Source organism: Phyllobacterium sp. TAF24, assembly GCF_052113785.1.
Classification (GTDB): domain Bacteria; phylum Pseudomonadota; class Alphaproteobacteria; order Rhizobiales; family Rhizobiaceae; genus Phyllobacterium.
Genome location: NZ_JBFRDN010000020.1, coordinates 44681 through 61560 on the forward strand (window position 1 = coordinate 44681; position 16880 = coordinate 61560).

13 protein-coding genes and 1 tRNA gene are annotated in these 16880 nt (G+C 53.2%); 10 read left to right on the forward strand and 4 right to left on the reverse strand.

The genetic code is table 11. From position 1 onward, the window contains the following. Positions 1 to 3 precede the first annotated feature (3 nt). Entirely contained in the window at positions 4 to 2193 is a 2190-nt protein-coding gene (locus tag AB4Y96_RS17215; RefSeq protein WP_441918646.1) for a glycoside hydrolase, read from the forward strand. On the opposite strand, the gene AB4Y96_RS17220 is transcribed toward AB4Y96_RS17215, so the two are convergent. Continuing rightward, complete coding sequence (locus tag AB4Y96_RS17220; RefSeq protein ID WP_441918648.1) at positions 2190 to 3263, reverse strand: hypothetical protein; 1074 nt, start codon at positions 3261 to 3263, stop codon at positions 2190 to 2192. The two genes, AB4Y96_RS17215 and AB4Y96_RS17220, sit on opposite strands and share 4 nt — an antisense overlap. 141 nt (positions 3264 to 3404) lie before the next feature. After that, positions 3405 to 4709: a lipopolysaccharide biosynthesis protein gene (locus AB4Y96_RS17225; protein ID WP_091879925.1), complete on the reverse strand. Its 1305-nt coding sequence runs from the start codon at positions 4707 to 4709 to the stop codon at positions 3405 to 3407. A gap of 160 nt (positions 4710 to 4869) precedes the next feature. On the opposite strand from AB4Y96_RS17225, the gene AB4Y96_RS17230 reads away from it, so the two are divergent. From AB4Y96_RS17230 to AB4Y96_RS17265, 8 genes are all read left to right on the forward strand, one after another. Next, complete coding sequence (locus AB4Y96_RS17230) at positions 4870 to 6348, forward strand: GumC family protein (protein ID WP_441918650.1); 1479 nt, start codon at positions 4870 to 4872, stop codon at positions 6346 to 6348. Positions 6349 to 6360: 12 nt separating this feature from the next. Next, on the forward strand, positions 6361 to 7689 hold the full coding sequence (locus tag AB4Y96_RS17235) for an O-antigen ligase family protein (protein ID WP_441918652.1): 1329 nt from the start codon (positions 6361 to 6363) through the stop codon (positions 7687 to 7689). Then, positions 7682 to 8458: a polysaccharide deacetylase family protein gene (locus AB4Y96_RS17240; RefSeq protein ID WP_441918654.1), complete on the forward strand. Its 777-nt coding sequence runs from the start codon at positions 7682 to 7684 to the stop codon at positions 8456 to 8458. Before AB4Y96_RS17235 ends, AB4Y96_RS17240 begins: the two co-directional genes overlap by 8 nt. Positions 8459 to 8466: 8 nt before the next feature. Beyond that, positions 8467 to 9696, forward strand: coding sequence for a glycosyltransferase family 4 protein (locus AB4Y96_RS17245; protein ID WP_441918736.1), 1230 nt, complete (start codon positions 8467 to 8469; stop codon positions 9694 to 9696). Further along, positions 9696 to 10844 carry a glycosyltransferase family 4 protein gene (locus tag AB4Y96_RS17250; RefSeq protein ID WP_441918656.1) on the forward strand — a complete coding sequence of 383 codons (1149 nt, stop codon included), beginning with the start codon at positions 9696 to 9698 and terminating at the stop codon, positions 10842 to 10844. Before AB4Y96_RS17245 ends, AB4Y96_RS17250 begins: the two co-directional genes overlap by 1 nt. Positions 10845 to 11105: 261 nt before the next feature. Beyond that, on the forward strand, positions 11106 to 11465 hold the full coding sequence (locus tag AB4Y96_RS17255; protein ID WP_441918738.1) for a GtrA family protein: 360 nt from the start codon (positions 11106 to 11108) through the stop codon (positions 11463 to 11465). Next, on the forward strand, positions 11458 to 12411 hold the full coding sequence (locus tag AB4Y96_RS17260) for a glycosyltransferase family 2 protein (protein WP_441918658.1): 954 nt from the start codon (positions 11458 to 11460) through the stop codon (positions 12409 to 12411). Before AB4Y96_RS17255 ends, AB4Y96_RS17260 begins: the two co-directional genes overlap by 8 nt. Then, positions 12404 to 13927 carry a hypothetical protein gene (locus tag AB4Y96_RS17265; protein ID WP_441918660.1) on the forward strand — a complete coding sequence of 508 codons (1524 nt, stop codon included), beginning with the start codon at positions 12404 to 12406 and terminating at the stop codon, positions 13925 to 13927. The genes AB4Y96_RS17260 and AB4Y96_RS17265 overlap by 8 nt, the downstream gene beginning before the upstream one ends. A gap of 289 nt (positions 13928 to 14216) precedes the next feature. Here the strand turns inward: AB4Y96_RS17265 and AB4Y96_RS17270 are convergent. Together AB4Y96_RS17270 and AB4Y96_RS17275 are read right to left on the reverse strand one after the other, a co-directional pair. After that, positions 14217 to 14293: transfer RNA gene (locus AB4Y96_RS17270), tRNA-Arg, on the reverse strand. Between the two features lie 116 nt (positions 14294 to 14409). Then, positions 14410 to 15579, reverse strand: a complete 1170-nt coding sequence (locus tag AB4Y96_RS17275; protein WP_441918662.1) for a M20 aminoacylase family protein — start codon at positions 15577 to 15579, stop codon at positions 14410 to 14412. Positions 15580 to 15754: 175 nt separating this feature from the next. On the opposite strand from AB4Y96_RS17275, the gene AB4Y96_RS17280 reads away from it, so the two are divergent. After that, positions 15755 to 16870: a D-alanyl-D-alanine carboxypeptidase family protein gene (locus AB4Y96_RS17280; RefSeq protein ID WP_091879939.1), complete on the forward strand. Its 1116-nt coding sequence runs from the start codon at positions 15755 to 15757 to the stop codon at positions 16868 to 16870. Positions 16871 to 16880 lie beyond the last annotated feature (10 nt).

Consider the following 16880-nt stretch of genomic DNA (forward strand, 5'->3'; position numbering starts at 1 on the left):
GTCATGATGGGTCAGCACTTTCTGTCGGGGCGGATATTTGCGGTATTTGCGTCATGCTTGCTGCTGTTTGCAGGTTCGGCTGGCGCGCAAGATGTCTGGTCGCCGGTCCGCGAGATATCGCTCGAACTTCAAAGCGGCAGCCCGCTTGATTTTTCGGCCCTGCTTCCCAATCCCTCAATCGGTGAGGAGAACCGCATTGTCATCAACAAGGACGGGCGATTGGCGCACGCCGATGCATCGGAAAAGCCGGTGCGCTTTTTGTGTGCGTCGCTGGGCTGGAGCCCGGCCTCGGGTGGCTTTCCGGATCATGATGGGGCGGATCGTTACGCGCGCCAGCTGAAAATGCATGGCTACAATATTGCCCGCTTTCACTTTGTCGACGCGGCGCTGATGTTCGGGCGCAGTGCAGATTTCGATTTCGATCCGGAGGTACTGGACCGCATCCACTATCTGATGGCCGCTTTGAAACGAAATGGCATCTACTGGATTATGGATGGCTTGAGTTCATCCCGCGGTGCCTATGGCGGGTTTGATGACCGGTGGGATCTCGCGGGCGAATTGAAAATCGAAGTGCAAATCGATGAGAAATCATTTCAGCATTGGTTGCGGTTCCAGAAGGAAGTGCTTGGAAGGGTCAATCCCTATACGGGTATCGCGCCAATCCGCGACCCGGCGCTGGTTGTTATTGTCCCGTTCAATGAAAATGGTATCGAATTTGACAGCATCGTACATCAACGGGACGGGCAGCCACATTATTCAAAGCTATTGGCGCCCGCGTTCAATACCTGGCTGCAAGCGCGCTATGGATCGACAAAAGCGCTCGCTGATACCTGGGGATGGGTGAAGGCGGGTGAACGTCTGGAAGAGGGGACTATCAGTCTTCCCGCCAATCGCTACGAAAAGACGCCGCGAATGCGCGATCTGCAAGCTTTCTTCGTCGATGTGGAAACGCGCTCGGCCGAACGCATGACGGCGGCGCTGCGGGATCTCGGCTACAAAGGGGTGATCGCCCCCTATAATAATTGGCCGAGCGTGCAAACGAGCCTGTCTCGTTCGGGTCAACAGGCTATTGCAATGAATACCTATCAGGATTGGGTCGGCTCCTACGAACCCGGCAGCACGATGGGGCAGAAAAGCTCGATCGCCGATGGGGCTTTCTATGTGCGTGCGATTGCCGCTGCCCGCTGGCTCAATCGCCCCTTTATCGTCACCGAGTATGACCATCTGTTCTGGAGCAAGTATCGCTATGAGGCCGGTATTGTCATGCCAGCTTATGCGGCCCTGCAGAACTGGGATGTGCTGTGCCGCCATGGTCATGGTCCCATCGTGCTGGCCTATGGCGAAGATGTGCCGCACAAGCGTCAGATGCTGCCCTATGCGATTGCCCTTGATCCGGTGGCCCGCGCTGGTGAAACGCTGGCGGCATTGCTGTTCCGGCGCGGTGATGTGGCAGGGTCATCCGTCTCGATCCCGTTCATGGTCAAAGGGGTTGAGGATCTGACACAGAGTACGCAGGAGCGGGAGCCCGATGCATTGACGGGGCTTGCTCTGCTGGGTGCAATCGGGTTGCAAAAGGATGCGTCTGCGTCACCGGGCAATCTGGCAGTTCCGTCACCCCGCAAGAGTGCCTCTGCCGAAAAAATCATGGCAGCGTTGCATGACGCCAGGCTGCTTGATCCGGCCAATATCACCAGTGTCAATAAGGGGATTTTCGAGAGCGATACCGACCAGATTGTTCTTGATCAGAACAGGCTCCGCATCACCGTAAAGACCGAGCGTACGGAAGCAATCGCTTTTGCCGATCTTACGGATACGATCACGCTCGGCAATCTGACCGTAGGCAATGCCACGGGTAAAGGATTGTTTGCCGTGTCGGCTCTCGATGATCTACCTATCAAAAGCAGTCAGCGCCTGCTGGTTATTTATGCGACAGATGCGCAGAACACTGACATGCGGTTTTCAGACAGGCAGGAGCGCGTCATTGCCGATTTCGGTCATTTGCCGGTGCGCATCCAACTTGGCAGTATCGATTTTTCTCTGCCGGGTACAGGGCGCTGGACTGTCTCGCCGGTGGGTCTGGATGGAAAGGTGAAGGCCGCAGTGGCCCAGGGAGACGGGATGGTTGCAACGCGCCTTGCAAATGATGGGCCGGATGGCCCAACGACTTATTTCCTGATTGAGCGGCAACCTTAGAAAAAGTCGGTTACAAGACGGCTCCAGGATTCTCCGGCAAGCCCGCCAATAAATATATCGTTGCGGTGGATGGCGTCCGTGACGCTCTTGTGACGCGTTGAGACGCACACATGGGCGCGGTGCCGGTAAAACATTGCCCGGTGACGGGAAAGTACATCCAATTGCGCGGGTTGAACGCGGCCTTGCGCTGCGACAAATCCGGATTGATCCAGATGATACATCATCTGGTTGATAACGGCGTGTTCCTTGCCTTTTTTCGCGAAGATGTTCAGCACCTGCGCAATGGAACCCGGACGGCCGAAATACACAAAACAACCGGTAAGTTCGGCGTTGTAATCCCAGACTGAGCGTATGTTCAGAGAGCCATCCCCAGTGTTGAGTCTGGCTACTTCAAGTATCCAGTCGAGTTCCGGTTTCGACCAGACAGGCCGCACTTTATAGCCGGGTAAGAAATCCTGAACACTTGCGACGAACAGGTCTTGGGACATCTCTTCATCATGCATGACAGGATCGCCCTCAATGTGAAGGGCAGGCATCACACGTCTGGTGAGATAATCAAGCGGCCGCGCCAGCGGCAGACGAGCGGCGTATCGAACGAGAGAGGATCGCTTGGCGGCAGATTGCGCAAGGTAAGCGGCAGGCTGAAACACCCGGCACCATTCCAGACCGTGCAACGGCAGGATTGCGCCGCTCACAGCCCTGAAATGATTGGCACTGACAGGTGATGCGCTGTCAGTGAAGCACAGATCCTGATGGCGGGGCCGCATGGTCAGCGCCAGTTCGGCAGCGCCAAGGCATGATACGTCAGGGTCGGTCATGAAAGCACATAGAAGCCGGGCCGTTATGATCTCGCCCTCGACCATATATTGCATCGGAATGGCGGATACGGCGCTGCTTATGGTTCCGCTCGCCGTCTCATGAACGAAACTGCCATATTTCGGATCGTATATCGGGCTGTCGAAGAACAGCTTTTCGAAGTAATCATTGAATGTATCAGGCGAATTGACTGCCTTCTTGCGGAATATTTTGTAAAACAGTCGCCCGACCTGCGGAATATCTTCCACAGTCATTGGACGTATCTGCCTTCTTCCGCCCATCATCGCTCCCGTGCAAATTATCTGTCCGGACTATGTGTCTGAATCTCTCGATCGCCGGTATCGAAACTCAATGCAATCGAATGGTTGTTTTTATAATTTCTGCTAAAAGAATATCTACTTGGTAAATACGCGCTCCTGTGCCGCAGCGCGACTGTTTCTTGCCAATCTGAGAAGCACAAGCCAGGCAGCGATCATGATGCCGATTTCGATCAGATAGATCGAAATGAACGTACCCTGTGGCGGCGCTATCCAGGTTGCCCATGCGATCAGCCCGGCACCCAATGCGTTGCCGGTGTTGAGAATGGCGGCGCGTGGACCGTGATAACCTGCAGCCCCCAATGCATCGATTGCCACCGACCAGACAGCAAGGAAGATAACGGTTCCGCTCAGAATACGGCAGAATGAAACGAGTGATACGTATTCATTGCCAAAGAGCAGGGGCAGAAATGGCGCGGCGATATAGATGATCAGGGCCGAACCAAAGCCGATGCCAAGAGCCGCCAGCAATATCTTCTTGGTGCGCCCGATTGCGTTGTGAATGCCGTCAGTGCTCAAGCGGGCAAGACCGGGATAAACGAGGCGGTTCATTGCATCGATTGAGAGATAGCTGCTGTCGATAATACGCCGGACAACACCATAACTGCCCACAACCTCGGGATTGGCCATGATACCGAGCATGAGAAGGTCGACATTCTGGCGAATGGCGCGGAAGATAAAAGGCGTGGCAAACAGGATGCCAAGGCGAATTTCCTCGCGCACGATGCGGTATTGCGGACGTCCGAGCTTGCGCAACGACCACATATAGAAAACCAGCACCAGCACATGGACGGCAAATTGCCAGATTGCCCAGTCAACCAGACTGGTCACGCCGAATACCAGACAGGCAAGCGCTGCCGCAGCTGTACGCGCAAAGGCAAAACCAACCACCGAACGGTTCGCCTCGGAAAATTTCGAATGACCAATGAAGATTTGCTCGGTCAAAAGGATGATGCGAACCAGAATGATGTTGGTGATGAGAATGAGCAGGATCGCAATGATGTTTTCGACGGGATCTGCTGAAAGCTTCATCCAGAATGGCAGAATGATGATGCCGAGAATGACGAGCAGAACCCCGCTTGTCAGCGTCAAAATGAGATTGTGACCCAGCATGACAGGATACATGGAGTGATCCTGCGCAACCCGCCTTACCAGACATTCCGAAGCGCCAAGGCCGCAGAGATGAACGGCAATACTGGTCACAGCCGTGACAGAAACGAAAACACCAAATTCCACCGCGCCGAACGAGCGCGCAAGAATAGCGAACGTCACCAGCTGTGCGACATTGGCCGTCAGCAGGCTGCCGCTTGACGCGGCGTAAGACAGGACCATGGGAAACAGACGTGGCAAACGGCTGATGATCTCGGCAACACTCAGTTTCATCGGGCTCTGCGATCTGATCGAAAGACTGGAATTTGCATCTGTTCGCTATACGACTTGGTGGGAGATAGCCATTTATTAACCAAACTTTGAAATCTATGGTTTAGATATACATTACTGGCAAACCGTTACGGTTTGATTGATGCTTATAGAGTATTGCTGAATGTACAAACTACGCGACGCGTCAGGCAAAGCGCAACCGGTGGCTCCAATAAAGGAACCAGTGGTTGAAAGTCGCGTGCGTAGCGAGCCGCCACGCAAGCCAGCCTACGCATTTTCATTGCCGCAGATAGATGTAAGCAGCCTGATTTCCTGGCTTCTTGCCCGGTGGCACTGGATTTTGATCGCCGCGGTCATTGGTGCGCTTGTCGGTATTGGTTACGGAATGAGCGCCAAGCCCCGCTATACTGTGTATACGGATATTCTGGTCCCGCCAGCCAATCTGCAAGTGTTGCCGAATGATGTTTACTTGCAGAATCAGCAAAGCGATAGCCAACTGCTCGATGTGGAAAGCAAATTGCTTGTGCTGACATCAGGCAATGTGCTGCGGCGCGTTGTGAATGAACTCGGACTTGCCAACGATCCGGAATTTGTTGGCACCGGGGCGTCAGGCTTCAGTCTTGGCTCGTTGTTCTCAAGTAAACCAACGGTGGCTGACAAGACCTTGGCGGCCATGCGCAGTCTGTCCGAGCGGATTTCGGCACGGCGTCAGGAGCGGTCATATATGATCACAATATCGGCCTGGGCGAACAACCCGGATACCGCTGTGAAAGTTGCCGACACTCTGGCCAAGGCATTTGAAGAGGAAGTAGCGCAGGCCGAAGCCGATGGCGCTGGCCGTGCAGCGGCTGCTCTGACCGAACGTCTGGCGGAATTGAAAAAGGGTGCATCGGAAGCTGAAGCAAAGGTTGCGGAGTTCAAACGCGACAATGGGCTTCAGACCACATCAGGCGAATTAATCAGTTCGCAGTCCATGGCACAGATCAACATAAAGCTGGTGGATGCCAATGCCCGACTTGTGGAGGCCCAGTCGCGTTATAATGAGTTGACCGCGTCGAAGCCAAATCAGTCGAACCCGTCAGGCACATTGCAGTCACCGACTTTGACGGGCTTGCGCTCACAATATGCAGCGGTCAAGCAAACGGTTGATTCCATGTCGATGACCTATGGGTCGCGCTATCCCGGATTGATCCGGGCCAGGTCCCAGCTTGGCGGTCTGGAACAGCAGATTTCGCAGGAGACCGGCCGTATCCTGCGGGCCGCGCAGGTAGATCTCGAACAGGCAAAATCCGTTGTCGATGCGCTTAAACAGCAGGCTGCCAGTGCGCGGTCGTCGGTTTCCATGGACAATGACGCACAAGTGCGATTGAGTGATCTGGAGCGGGATATGGCGACGAAGATTGCTATCTACCAGACGTTCCTGACACGCGCTGGCGAAACAACCGAACGCCAACAGTTAAACAGTACCAATATTCGTGTCATCTCGTCAGCCGTCCCACCCCTGCGCCGTAGCTGGCCACCGCGCACGGCGCTGCTTGCAGCCGGCGGCACGTTTGCCGGACTGGGTATTGGCGCATTCCTCGCAATAGGCGTGGGTTTGCTGGGTGCGATGCGCAATGACCGGAAAACACAGAAGGCGTAAGGCTAGTCCTTTATGGATAGAAACGAATACAGTGCACAACCAAACGCACCCTCTGCGGGTGGTCTTGGCGCGCTCCTGTTTCTGGCGATCTTTTTATTCTTCTGGATCACCACCACGCCCTTTGTCGATCTGACCGGCGCAGCTGCGGTCGACCCCAGCGCCGGAAATTCCAATCTGGTCAACCAGCTGGTAACGCTTGTCCTGTCCGGCAGCCTGCTTGCCTTTGGTCTCAGCAGTCCCATGCGCAGCGCCATCCTGCAGCCGCGCGGCCTGCTGATATCGCTGTTCATCTGGTACATTCTCGTGTCGGCCCTGTCGGCTCATCCGGACCTTGCGCTCAAGCGTGTTGTGCTGGCCATCATGGTTTGCGTCAATGCGAGCGTGTTTCTGCTTCTGCCGAAATCCGACGCGCATTTTGGCAAATTGCTGGCTCTGGCAACGCTGATCATGCTGGGCTTTGCTTATTTCGGTGTGGTTTTCCTGCCGCTGCGCGCGATTCATCAGGCATCGGAACTGCGCGAACCGATGAATGCCGGTTTCTGGCGCGGGCAATATGCACACAAGAACGAAGCCGCCGCCGTCATGGTGGCCGCAGTCTTCTTTGGCCTGTTTGTCTATAGCGTCGGGCGGAAACTGGCGGGTGCAGCCATTATCGTTCTGTCGACATTGTTTCTGCTGCACACGGGCGGCAAAACTTCGACCGCGGCCTTGCCGGGCATTCTGATCCTTGCCTGGATTTTCCAACACTGGAAATGGACACGCTTTCCGATCGCCATTGGCGGGATCGTCGCGTTCAATGTGCTCGCCATTGGATCGGCGGTCTTTGAACCGATCCGTTCATTGATCAATGCCGTCGGTATCGATGCCACTTTTACCAATAGAACCGATATCTGGCGTTTTGCCTTCTCCGCCATCGCCCAAAAGCCGATTACCGGCTACGGGTTTCAATCCTTCTGGCAGACTGAAGAACTTGTTTATAGCGGCGGCAATGTCGAGACATGGGCTGTTGCTGCTTATAACGGGCATAATGGCTATCTCGATACGCTTCTGACAACAGGCATCCCCGGCTTGATTCTTACGGTCATATGGTTGCTTTTCCTGCCCTTGCGTGACATTGGCAGGGCAGACGCGACGGGCAATAATCCAGCACTTACAACGCTCTTCGTTCGCATCTGGCTCTATGGAATTTACACAGCCTGCGTCGAAAGCATGTTCTTCCAGAATGGTAGCCCATTGTGGTTTGCCCTCCTGTTTGCGGTGTTCGGCCTGCGTCTGCAGGCGCGTGCAAGTGTTGTGAGTGTAGCGCCTTCGCAGGCTAAACTGACGGTAGCCCATGCCTGAAATCTTGAACAAACTGGACTATTGGTCAGACCGGATTACCGACAGGCTGATGCGCCGCCTGCCGGGACCGCGTATCCATATCCCCACATCGCAGCCAATCGTGTCCTTCACCTTCGATGATGTGCCGGATACCGCACTGACCAATGGTGCCCGTATACTGGAGAACCATGGCGTGCGCGGAACGTTCTATATCGCCGGATCGCTGGAAGGGCAGGTGGAACCCAAGCGGACGCTGATTTCACGCGATGGATGCCGGGTACTGGCGCAGCAGGGCCATGACATCGGTTGCCATACGTTTTCCCATACGAAAGTTTCCCATATGGGTAGGCGCAAGCTTTCCGCCGATCTGCAGCAGAACAAGGATTACCTCGACGCGATTGATCCGCGCGATGACAGGCGCAATTTCGCCTATCCCTACAATGCCGGTTCACTGTGGGGACGTGGTATCTTCCAAAAGAATTTCCAGACCTGCCGCTCGGGCGGCGAGCGGATCAATCGCGGTTCGGTCAATCCCGTCTTTCTGTCCGGGGTCGAGATCAGGCAGCCGGAGAGCCACGCAATTGGCCTCACCAGCTGGATCGATACGCTGATTGCAGAGCCCGGCTGGCTCATTTTTTTCACCCACGATATCGCGGCACAGCCAACAGATTTCGGTTGTACACCGGAGACATTCGAACGGCTTGTTGCCTATACGCTGGAGCGCGGATGCATGGTGCTGCCCGTCAAGGATGCGCTGGATCAATTCAGCGCGGGGAGGCCACTATCCTGAAAACTCCGATACCGCAGAAACGTCTGCTTGCGATCAATAATTATTTTTATAAGCGCGGTGGTGCGGAAGCGATCTTTCTCGAACACATGCAGCTGTTTTCGGAAATTGGCTGGGATGTTGTTCCATTTGCCATGCAGCACCCTGACAATAATGATTCACCGTGGTCGGAATATTTTGTCTCTGAAATCGAATATGGCCGCCAAAGCAGCGCACTGACCAAGGTGGCGCAGGCTGGAAAGATCATTTACTCCTTCGAAGCGCAGCGCAGCATCGAGGCTTTGATTGAACAGGCCCGGCCTGATATCGCCCATGCCCATAATGTCTACCACCACCTTTCGCCGTCGATTTTTGCCACGCTGAAAAAAGCTGGCATACCGACTGTGATGACGGTGCATGATCTGAAGCTTGCCTGTCCCGCCTATAAAATGCTGGTGAACGGGCATGTATGCGAGGAGTGCAAAGGCGGCAGAATCTACAATGTCGTCCGGCATCGCTGTATCTACGGTTCACTGGTGCTGAGCAGTCTCGTCTTTCTGGAAACGATTGTGCATCGCGGCCTTGGTCTTTACCGCAACAAGGTCGACAGATTCGTTGTTCCCAGCAAATTCTATCGCGAAAAGCTGATGGAATGGGGCTGGCCGGCGGAGCAACTCGTCTATATCCCGAATTTCGTCGATACGCAGGCATTTGCGACCGGCTGGGACGAAGGCGACTACTTCGTTTTTGCCGGGCGGCTTGCGCCTGAAAAGGGCCTGGTAACGCTGATCCACGCTGCGGCAAAGGCGAAGCAGCGTCTGGTTATAGCTGGCACCGGTCCCGATGAGGCTATGCTCAAAGCACTGGTGCAGGAGCTGAATGCGGATGTGACATTTGCTGGCTACGTATCGGGTGAAAACCTGACGCGGCTGATCGGCCAATCCAAAGCTTTGATCCTGCCTTCCGAATGGTACGAGAATGCGCCTGTCAGCATTCTGGAAGCCTATGCGCTGGGCAGGCCTGTTATCGGTGCAGCCATTGGCGGTATTCCGGAAATGATCCGCGAAGGTGAAACGGGGATGACTGCGGTTGCGGGTGACGCCGATGATCTGGGGCGTGTCATATCGGCCATGGCTCATCTGACGCCCGCTGCCCGCACCCGAATGGGTATGAATGGCCGGGACTGGATTGCCCGCGACTTTTCTGCCGATGCCTACCGCAATCGCATGATCGATCTCTATGCAACGCTGGGGGTGTCGTGATGGCGGACGGAAGCGGTTCCGGAAGACAACCAAGGGTGATGATGCTGGGTTTGCGTGGCATTCCCGATGTGCAGGGCGGCGTGGAAAAACACGTTGAAGAGCTCAGCCAGCAGTTTGTCGATAAGGGCTGGGATGTCTCGGTTCTCGGTCGTAAACGCTACCTGCTGACGCCGGACCCTTATGTCTGGAAGCGGGTGAAGGTTTTCCCGCTTTGGTCGCCCGCCTCCATGAAATTCGAGGCGATTGCGCATACGGCGCTTGGAGTACTTTTTGCGGCATATCATCGTCCAGATATTTTGCATATTCATGCTGTAGGACCAGCGTTGCTGACGCCTCTGGCGCGTCTCCTGGGCCTGAAAGTCGTCGTGACCCATCATGGCTATGACTATGACAGGCAAAAATGGGGCGGTTTTGCCAAGCGCATCCTGAAGCTGGGTGAGCAGGCGGGAATGCGCTTTGCCAATGCGCGCATTGCCGTATCGAATGATATCGCCCGGACTATGGAAACACGCTATGGCGTGCCTGTTCAAGCGGTGCCCAATGGCGTGACGGTTCGCCGGAGCGAGACGGATACGGGCATTCTGCAAAAGCTTGCACTAACACCGCGCCGTTACATCATCATGGTCGCGCGCATCGTTCCGGAAAAACGCCAGCATGATCTCATTGCCGCTTTTGCCAAACTCGCCGATCCCTCGGTCAAGCTGGTTCTGGTGGGATCAGCCGAATTTATGGCTGCCTATTCGCAGGAAGTCGAGAAGCTGGCGGGAAACGTGCCGGGTGTTGTCCTCGCTGGCATGCAGACCGGCGACGATCTTGCCATTCTTTACGAGAATGCCCGTTTGTTTGTCCTGCCATCAAGCCATGAAGGCATGCCGATTGCCTTGCTGGAGGCTATGGGCGTGGGGCTGCCGGTTCTTGCCAGCGATATCACCGCCAACCTCGAAATAGGCCTCCCGCCCGAAGATTACTTCCCGCTTGGTGATGTCGAACAGCTGGCCGCTGCCATGCGTTCAAAACTCACCACGCCGTTCAATAAGGATAAGGCGGCGGAACAGGGCAGTGTTGTCGAAAGGGAATATGGCTGGATCAGCATCTCTGACCAAACGCTTGGCGTCTACAACGCAGTCCTGAAGCGCAAGGCGCTTTGATCATTCACAGATAAGATGGTGATCCCGGAACACCAGGTGGTAAAACATCGCGATTCATAATCAATTCCCGACGTGCAACCTGTTTTCGATTGGATGCAAAGTCTCAGGATTGGCGGCCAGCCTTAAAGCAAGGATTCCATTTGCCTGCCGTTTCAACTGTCTCGGTGGTGGAACACTTTCGAGTTGATTTAGCTATTGGGATATCGCATAGATTAATGATTAAATCTTCGGAGATTGTCGTTGCCAAGGCTTTTATCTCAATTGGCCAAATATGGCCTGATAGGGGCCCTAAATTCTGCAATCACGTTGATTACTATTATTATTTTCACTTACGCCGGATTTGGGCCGTATGTGTGTAATGCAGTGGGTTTTGCTTGCGGACTTCTGAATAGTTTTTTTATGAATGGCCGTTTTACGTTTGAAACATCATCAGGCCGTGGCGGTGTCATAAAATTTTCCATCGCCTTTGCTATAGCGTACTCCATCAATCTATTCGTTTTATATTATGCGATTAGATTCTCATCTGCAGGCGTCGTGATTTCTCAAGTGATCTCTACGTTATTTTATAATGTTACATTTTTTATACTTATGAAATTTTGGGTCTTTAAAAATTATGAATAAACAATACCTGTTGGACGTTGTTATCCCTTGCTATTGCGAAGAGGAAACAATCCCACATACTGTTCCTGAGCTGATAAATTTCTTGAACACTTGCATTAAAAGCAGTGAATTCGGAATGCAATCATTTCGATTGATACTCGTTGATGATGGCAGCAAGGACCGCACATGGTCTATCATCAAGGATTTCACCGAGAAGCTCCCCGTAAAAGGCATCAAGTTAAGCCGAAATTACGGTCATCAAAGTGCTATGCTCGCCGGGCTGACTATTGCGGACGCTGATGTTGTTTTGACCATCGACGCAGATCTTCAGGACGACATATCCACGATCGGGGAAATGCTGAAGGCATATCAGGAGGGAGTTGATTTAGCTCTCGGGGTTCGTTCGTCGCGCGGGAATGATAGTGTAATTAAGAAGTCTACCGCCATCGGCTATTATAAGCTAATGCGCGCAATGGGCGTGAATATCATAGAAGATCATGCAGACTTCCGATTAATGTCCCGGCGGTCACTTGATGTGCTTCTTGCCCACCAGGAAGTAAATCTCTTTCTCCGTGGCGTGATACCGTCGATCGGATTTCCGACGAAAATCATCCACTATGAACGACAGGATCGTGAATTCGGAGAGACCAGATATACGTTGCGAAAGATGTTGGGTCTGGCCATAAATGGAATTACATCATTTTCTGTCGTCCCACTCCGTTTTGTAGCGTTCACAGGCGCAGCCTTCAGCTTTGCCGCCTTCGTCGGAGTATTCTGGGTCATAATTGTCCGTGTATTTTTTTACGGTGACGTTGTGCCAGGATGGGCATCGATTGCACTCCCCATTCTATTTCTCGGTGGTGTTCAGCTTTTTAGTCTCGGCATTGTTGGCGAATACATCGGGAAAATTTATCTCGAAGTAAAGAAACGCCCACGATTCGTGATCGAGGCGACAACAAATGACTGAATTTTCTTGGCAGTTCGTGCTCATTGTTTGGGAACACCCTTACATATTCATGTCACTGGTGGTGATCTTCCAGTTGGTTGTTTCTTTTAGCCTGCTAATGATGTGGTGTATTGAGATACTGCCAATGCGAGGCGAGAATCCAGAAACGACCATGCGTGTCTCGGACGTGGCAATGCTTACAGCCATCGTGCTTGCTGCCGGCTTCTTTATTCAATTTCGCGAAAGTTTCACTTGGTGGGACGCAAACATTTTCTTCACAACGGTGAGCCCGACATCGCACCAATGGTATGCGCCGCCGATATGGCCCACCGGGGGAAGATTTTTCCCGCTGGCTCATCAAGAATTTTATTTTCTTGGCAAACTGAGCAAGACAATGGAATTCTACCGACTGTTTTCTACAGTCGAGTTTGCCGTTGTTTGCCTTCTTTCGTGGTGGATATTGAAGCCATCGAAAGCAGCTCCTCTTCTTTGGTTCGCCATTCTTTGCTCCACTCCAATTGCTTCCAGTTTTATCGATCTCATTTATCCTGAGCGCAACATTGCTCCGTTAAGCACGATAATCATCTGCGCAGTCTTCATATTCATACGCTCAGGAGGGTGGCTATCAGCTGCAGTTGCGAGTTTGGGTGTGTCGTTAATCGTTTTCTACAAAGAGACTTCAATAATACTTCCATCTGCTCTTGCTTTTTGTTGCTTTGCTAAAGCGGTTTATGCTGATCATAAATATAAAAATATACTTATTGTTGCTTGTCTTATAACAGCAATTCCGGTTGTAGTTTGGTTATCTCTATATGCTATTCTAATAATACCGCACATTACCGATAGGTATCATTCAACATCGACGTTTATCGATGCACTTGTTTATCAGCTGGAATCTCCGTGGATTTACCTGTGTCTCGGCGCTTCGATTTATCGGATCATGACGGGCAAGATTTTCGACCCCGTTTTTGATGCGCTGCCGCTCGCAGTTCTCGGGCACATTTTGGCTCTCGTTCTTTTGCAATTTGATATGCCCTACTACTCGGCATCTATCGCGCTTCTATCCATACTCTACGTGTTTTGGACATTTTCAGAGAGGACGAAACTGCTGTCTTTGATCGTAGCAGCATTGATAATCTGGCAAGCTCCCATCATGTGGAAGGATATTTCTGACAAGAAACAACTCACATACGCAAAAAGCCAGGCTGCCGATTTCCTGCTCAGCAAGATCCGGGATGGGGCGGTGATTCATATCTTCGGTTCAGCGTACGAAGCTGGTCTTTTCGGCGGATATCTGAAAGCTAAAAGCGGTATTGCCCTCGAGGTCGTCGTTCATACCAACAAATGGATGGGTGGAGATTGCTCACCCGATATCAAGATTTATTGCCATCCGCCTAGAGATATCAAAGGAGGCGAATACTTGCTTGGCTTGAGTGAAAAGCCCATTCTATCGGATGGCGACAATCTGGTTTTCGAGACGCAGCCTGCCCCAGAATTTTCAGGAAATTATCCTATGAAAGTTTATCAACGAAATTGACGATCTGCAGGAAATTGCATGTCTCAAGAAGATACACATAGCAATGAGTTTGACGCCTACAAATCGAGTTATGCTGATGCTGTAAATAAATCTATTTCGTTTCGGGTTTGAATGTTGTTTTTTTCATCCGTGCCAAGGCGGTTAGGCTCATCGATATTCTACGGAAGCATGGGACATGTCATCCGTTATTGCGCGGCCAAGTCGGAAAGATTTCTGGCATCGACCCATCGGCGGAATGCATTTCAGAAGCTGAGAGCAACAACCCGGATGTGGCCTGTGTTTGATTTTATGGTGATCCCGACTGGATTCGAACCAGTGGCCTACAGATTAGGAATCTGTCGCTCTATCCTACTGAGCTACGGGACCATGCGGCCAGACATACTGTTTTTCAGCGGCAACGCCAAGTCTCAACATGCAGGAAATACGCACATCTCTCAGAGCAGTTTCTGCATATGTTCAGGCAGAAACTGCTCGATGAGTAATCAGGATGCGGCGGGCAGGGCGCTTTCGGCAAGCTGTACCCAATAGCTGATGCCGTGCGGAATGACGTCGTCATTGAAATCATAGGCGGGATTGTGCAGCGAGGCACTCTCGCCATTGCCGATGAATATGAAAGCGCCGGGGCGTGCTTCAAGCATATAGGAGAAATCCTCCCCAGCCATCATCGGTGCAACTTCCTGATTGACCGCATTGTTGCCAGCCACACTCTGTGCCGTGCGGGCAGCAAACTCCGTCTCCTGATCATGATTGAACGTCACGGGGTAGTTGCGGTCGTATTCCAGCTTGGCAACCGCGCCGAGCGCCACCGCTACACCTTCGGCCACTTCGCGCAGGCGCTTCTCGGCAAAGTCGCGCATTTCCGGACGCAATGTGCGCACCGTGCCCGCAAGCTCCGCCTTCTGCGGAATGATGTTGTGGGCATCACCCGCATGGAATTTGGTCACTGACAACACAACAGAATCCAGCGGGTCGGTGCCGCGCGAAACAATGGTTTGCAGTGCGTTGACAAGCTGTGCGCCGATGACAACAGGGTCGATCGTGCGGTGCGGCTGGGCCGCATGACCGCCACGGCCTTCGATGGTGATGGTGAATTCGTCGGTTGCGGCCATGATAGGGCCTTTGCGAATGGCAAACTGGCCAATGGGAAGGCCGGGAATATTGTGCATGCCATAGACTTCGGAGATGGAAAAGCGCTCCATCATGCCTTCCTTGACCATTTCGCGGCCACCACCGCCGCCTTCTTCGGCGGGCTGGAAAATCACGGCCACCGAACCTTTGAAATTGCGGGTTTCAGCCAGATATTGCGCCGCGCCAAGCAGCATGGCGGTGTGGCCGTCATGGCCGCAGGCATGCATCTTGCCGGGGTTCTTCGACGCATAGGGCTTGCCGGTGATTTCATTGAGCGGGAGTGCATCCATGTCGGAGCGCAGACCAACCGTCTGGCCTTCGCCGTGGCGGCCATGAATGATGCCGACCACGCCTGTCTGGCCGATGCCGGTGACGACTTCATCAACGCCAAATGCATGCAGCTTATCAGCCACAAATTTCGCGGTCTCGTGAACATCGAACATCAGTTCCGGGTTCTCGTGCAAATGGCGTCGCCACTGCGAAACCTCTTCCTGCATTTCGATGGCGCGATTGAGCAAAGGCATTCTGGTACAACTCCAAACGTGCGGACTCTGACAATTCAGTGAACAGTTCAAAGGTGTTTTGCCTTTTGACTGCCACATAGGATAGATAAGGCCATTGCGACCCGGCGGGAAGCCCGGCAATGAAATCACAAGGCCATTTCCCTGGTTCTTTATACAGACAGGCTGGATATCTGGAATGCGTAAAACTGTAACACTCTTTCTTTCAGCTTGCATGGTGTCAACCATTGCGGGCCTGTCGACAGCAGCACTTGCGGGCCCGAACATCACTGTTGATGTGGGTACAGGCGAGATTTTGTCGCAGGAAGATGCGTTCCAGCGCTGGTATCCGGCGTCGCTTACCAAGCTGATGACGGCTTATGTGGCGTTTCGCATGATCGAATCAGGCCAGATCACACTGGACACGCCGATCAAGATGACGGCGCGCGCCGCAAAAGAGCCGCCGAGCAAAATGGGCTATAAGGCGGGCTCAGAGCTGACGCTCGACAATGCGCTCAAGATTCTGATGGTCAAATCCGCCAACGATGTGGCGATGGCTGTCGGCGAGACGCTGGGTGGCTCGTCGGAAAAGTTTGCCGTGCTGATGAATGCGGAAGCCAAGCGCCTTGGCATGTATGGCTCGCATTTCGTCAACCCCAATGGCCTGCATTCGGACGATCATTATACGACTGCCCGCGATCTGGCTGTCCTGACCGTGCAGATGCGCCATGAATTTCCGCAATATATGCATTACTTCGATATTGAAGCGATTGATTCCGGCAATAAAATTCAGGCCAACTTCAATGCGCTGATTGGCCGGTTCCAGGGTGCAGATGGTATGAAAACCGGTTTTGTCTGCCCGTCCGGTTTTAATCTGGTCGGTTCGGCCACGCGCGATGGCCGTAATGTCATTACTGTTGTTCTGGGTGAACTGAAGCAACCGGATCGCGCCACCAAGGCGGCGGAATTGCTGGCAAAAGGTTTTGAGACACGCGGCACCGGGACTACGCTGCAGGCATTGCAACCCTATGGTCCTGCAACGCGCGATGTCGCGGTGAATATGCGCCCGACCGTCTGCTCCAAGGAAGCTGCTGCTTCCGATAGCTGGGACGGCAAGGACGCGGAAGGTCATATCATTCAGGGCTCGCCCTATATGTACCGGATGGATCACGAGCCGCAGGCGGAACTCGTCGCGCTGCTGCCTTCGAAGATCGCTCCCAAAGGCAAGGATATGAGCCGTATTCCCATACCAATCCCGCGTCCTGATCGCGCATCGCTGAGCGATGCGGCGGATGCGGCAAAAACAGTGAACTGAACAATTCAAG

What these genes read in the sequence shown, in the direction of transcription:
- AB4Y96_RS17215 (WP_441918646.1), top strand. Translation starts at nt 4, where the DNA reads ATGATGGGTCAGCACTTTCTGTCGGGGCGGATATTTGCGGTATTTGCG.
- AB4Y96_RS17220 (WP_441918648.1), bottom strand. Translation starts at nt 3,263, where the DNA reads ATGACTGTGGAAGATATTCCGCAGGTCGGGCGACTGTTTTACAAAATA.
- AB4Y96_RS17225 (WP_091879925.1), bottom strand. Translation starts at nt 4,709, where the DNA reads ATGAAACTGAGTGTTGCCGAGATCATCAGCCGTTTGCCACGTCTGTTT.
- AB4Y96_RS17230 (WP_441918650.1), top strand. Translation starts at nt 4,870, where the DNA reads ATGTACAAACTACGCGACGCGTCAGGCAAAGCGCAACCGGTGGCTCCA.
- AB4Y96_RS17235 (WP_441918652.1), top strand. Translation starts at nt 6,361, where the DNA reads ATGGATAGAAACGAATACAGTGCACAACCAAACGCACCCTCTGCGGGT.
- AB4Y96_RS17240 (WP_441918654.1), top strand. Translation starts at nt 7,682, where the DNA reads ATGCCTGAAATCTTGAACAAACTGGACTATTGGTCAGACCGGATTACC.
- AB4Y96_RS17250 (WP_441918656.1), top strand. Translation starts at nt 9,696, where the DNA reads ATGGCGGACGGAAGCGGTTCCGGAAGACAACCAAGGGTGATGATGCTG.
- AB4Y96_RS17260 (WP_441918658.1), top strand. Translation starts at nt 11,458, where the DNA reads ATGAATAAACAATACCTGTTGGACGTTGTTATCCCTTGCTATTGCGAA.
- AB4Y96_RS17265 (WP_441918660.1), top strand. Translation starts at nt 12,404, where the DNA reads ATGACTGAATTTTCTTGGCAGTTCGTGCTCATTGTTTGGGAACACCCT.
- AB4Y96_RS17275 (WP_441918662.1), bottom strand. Translation starts at nt 15,579, where the DNA reads ATGCCTTTGCTCAATCGCGCCATCGAAATGCAGGAAGAGGTTTCGCAG.
- AB4Y96_RS17280 (WP_091879939.1), top strand. Translation starts at nt 15,755, where the DNA reads ATGCGTAAAACTGTAACACTCTTTCTTTCAGCTTGCATGGTGTCAACC.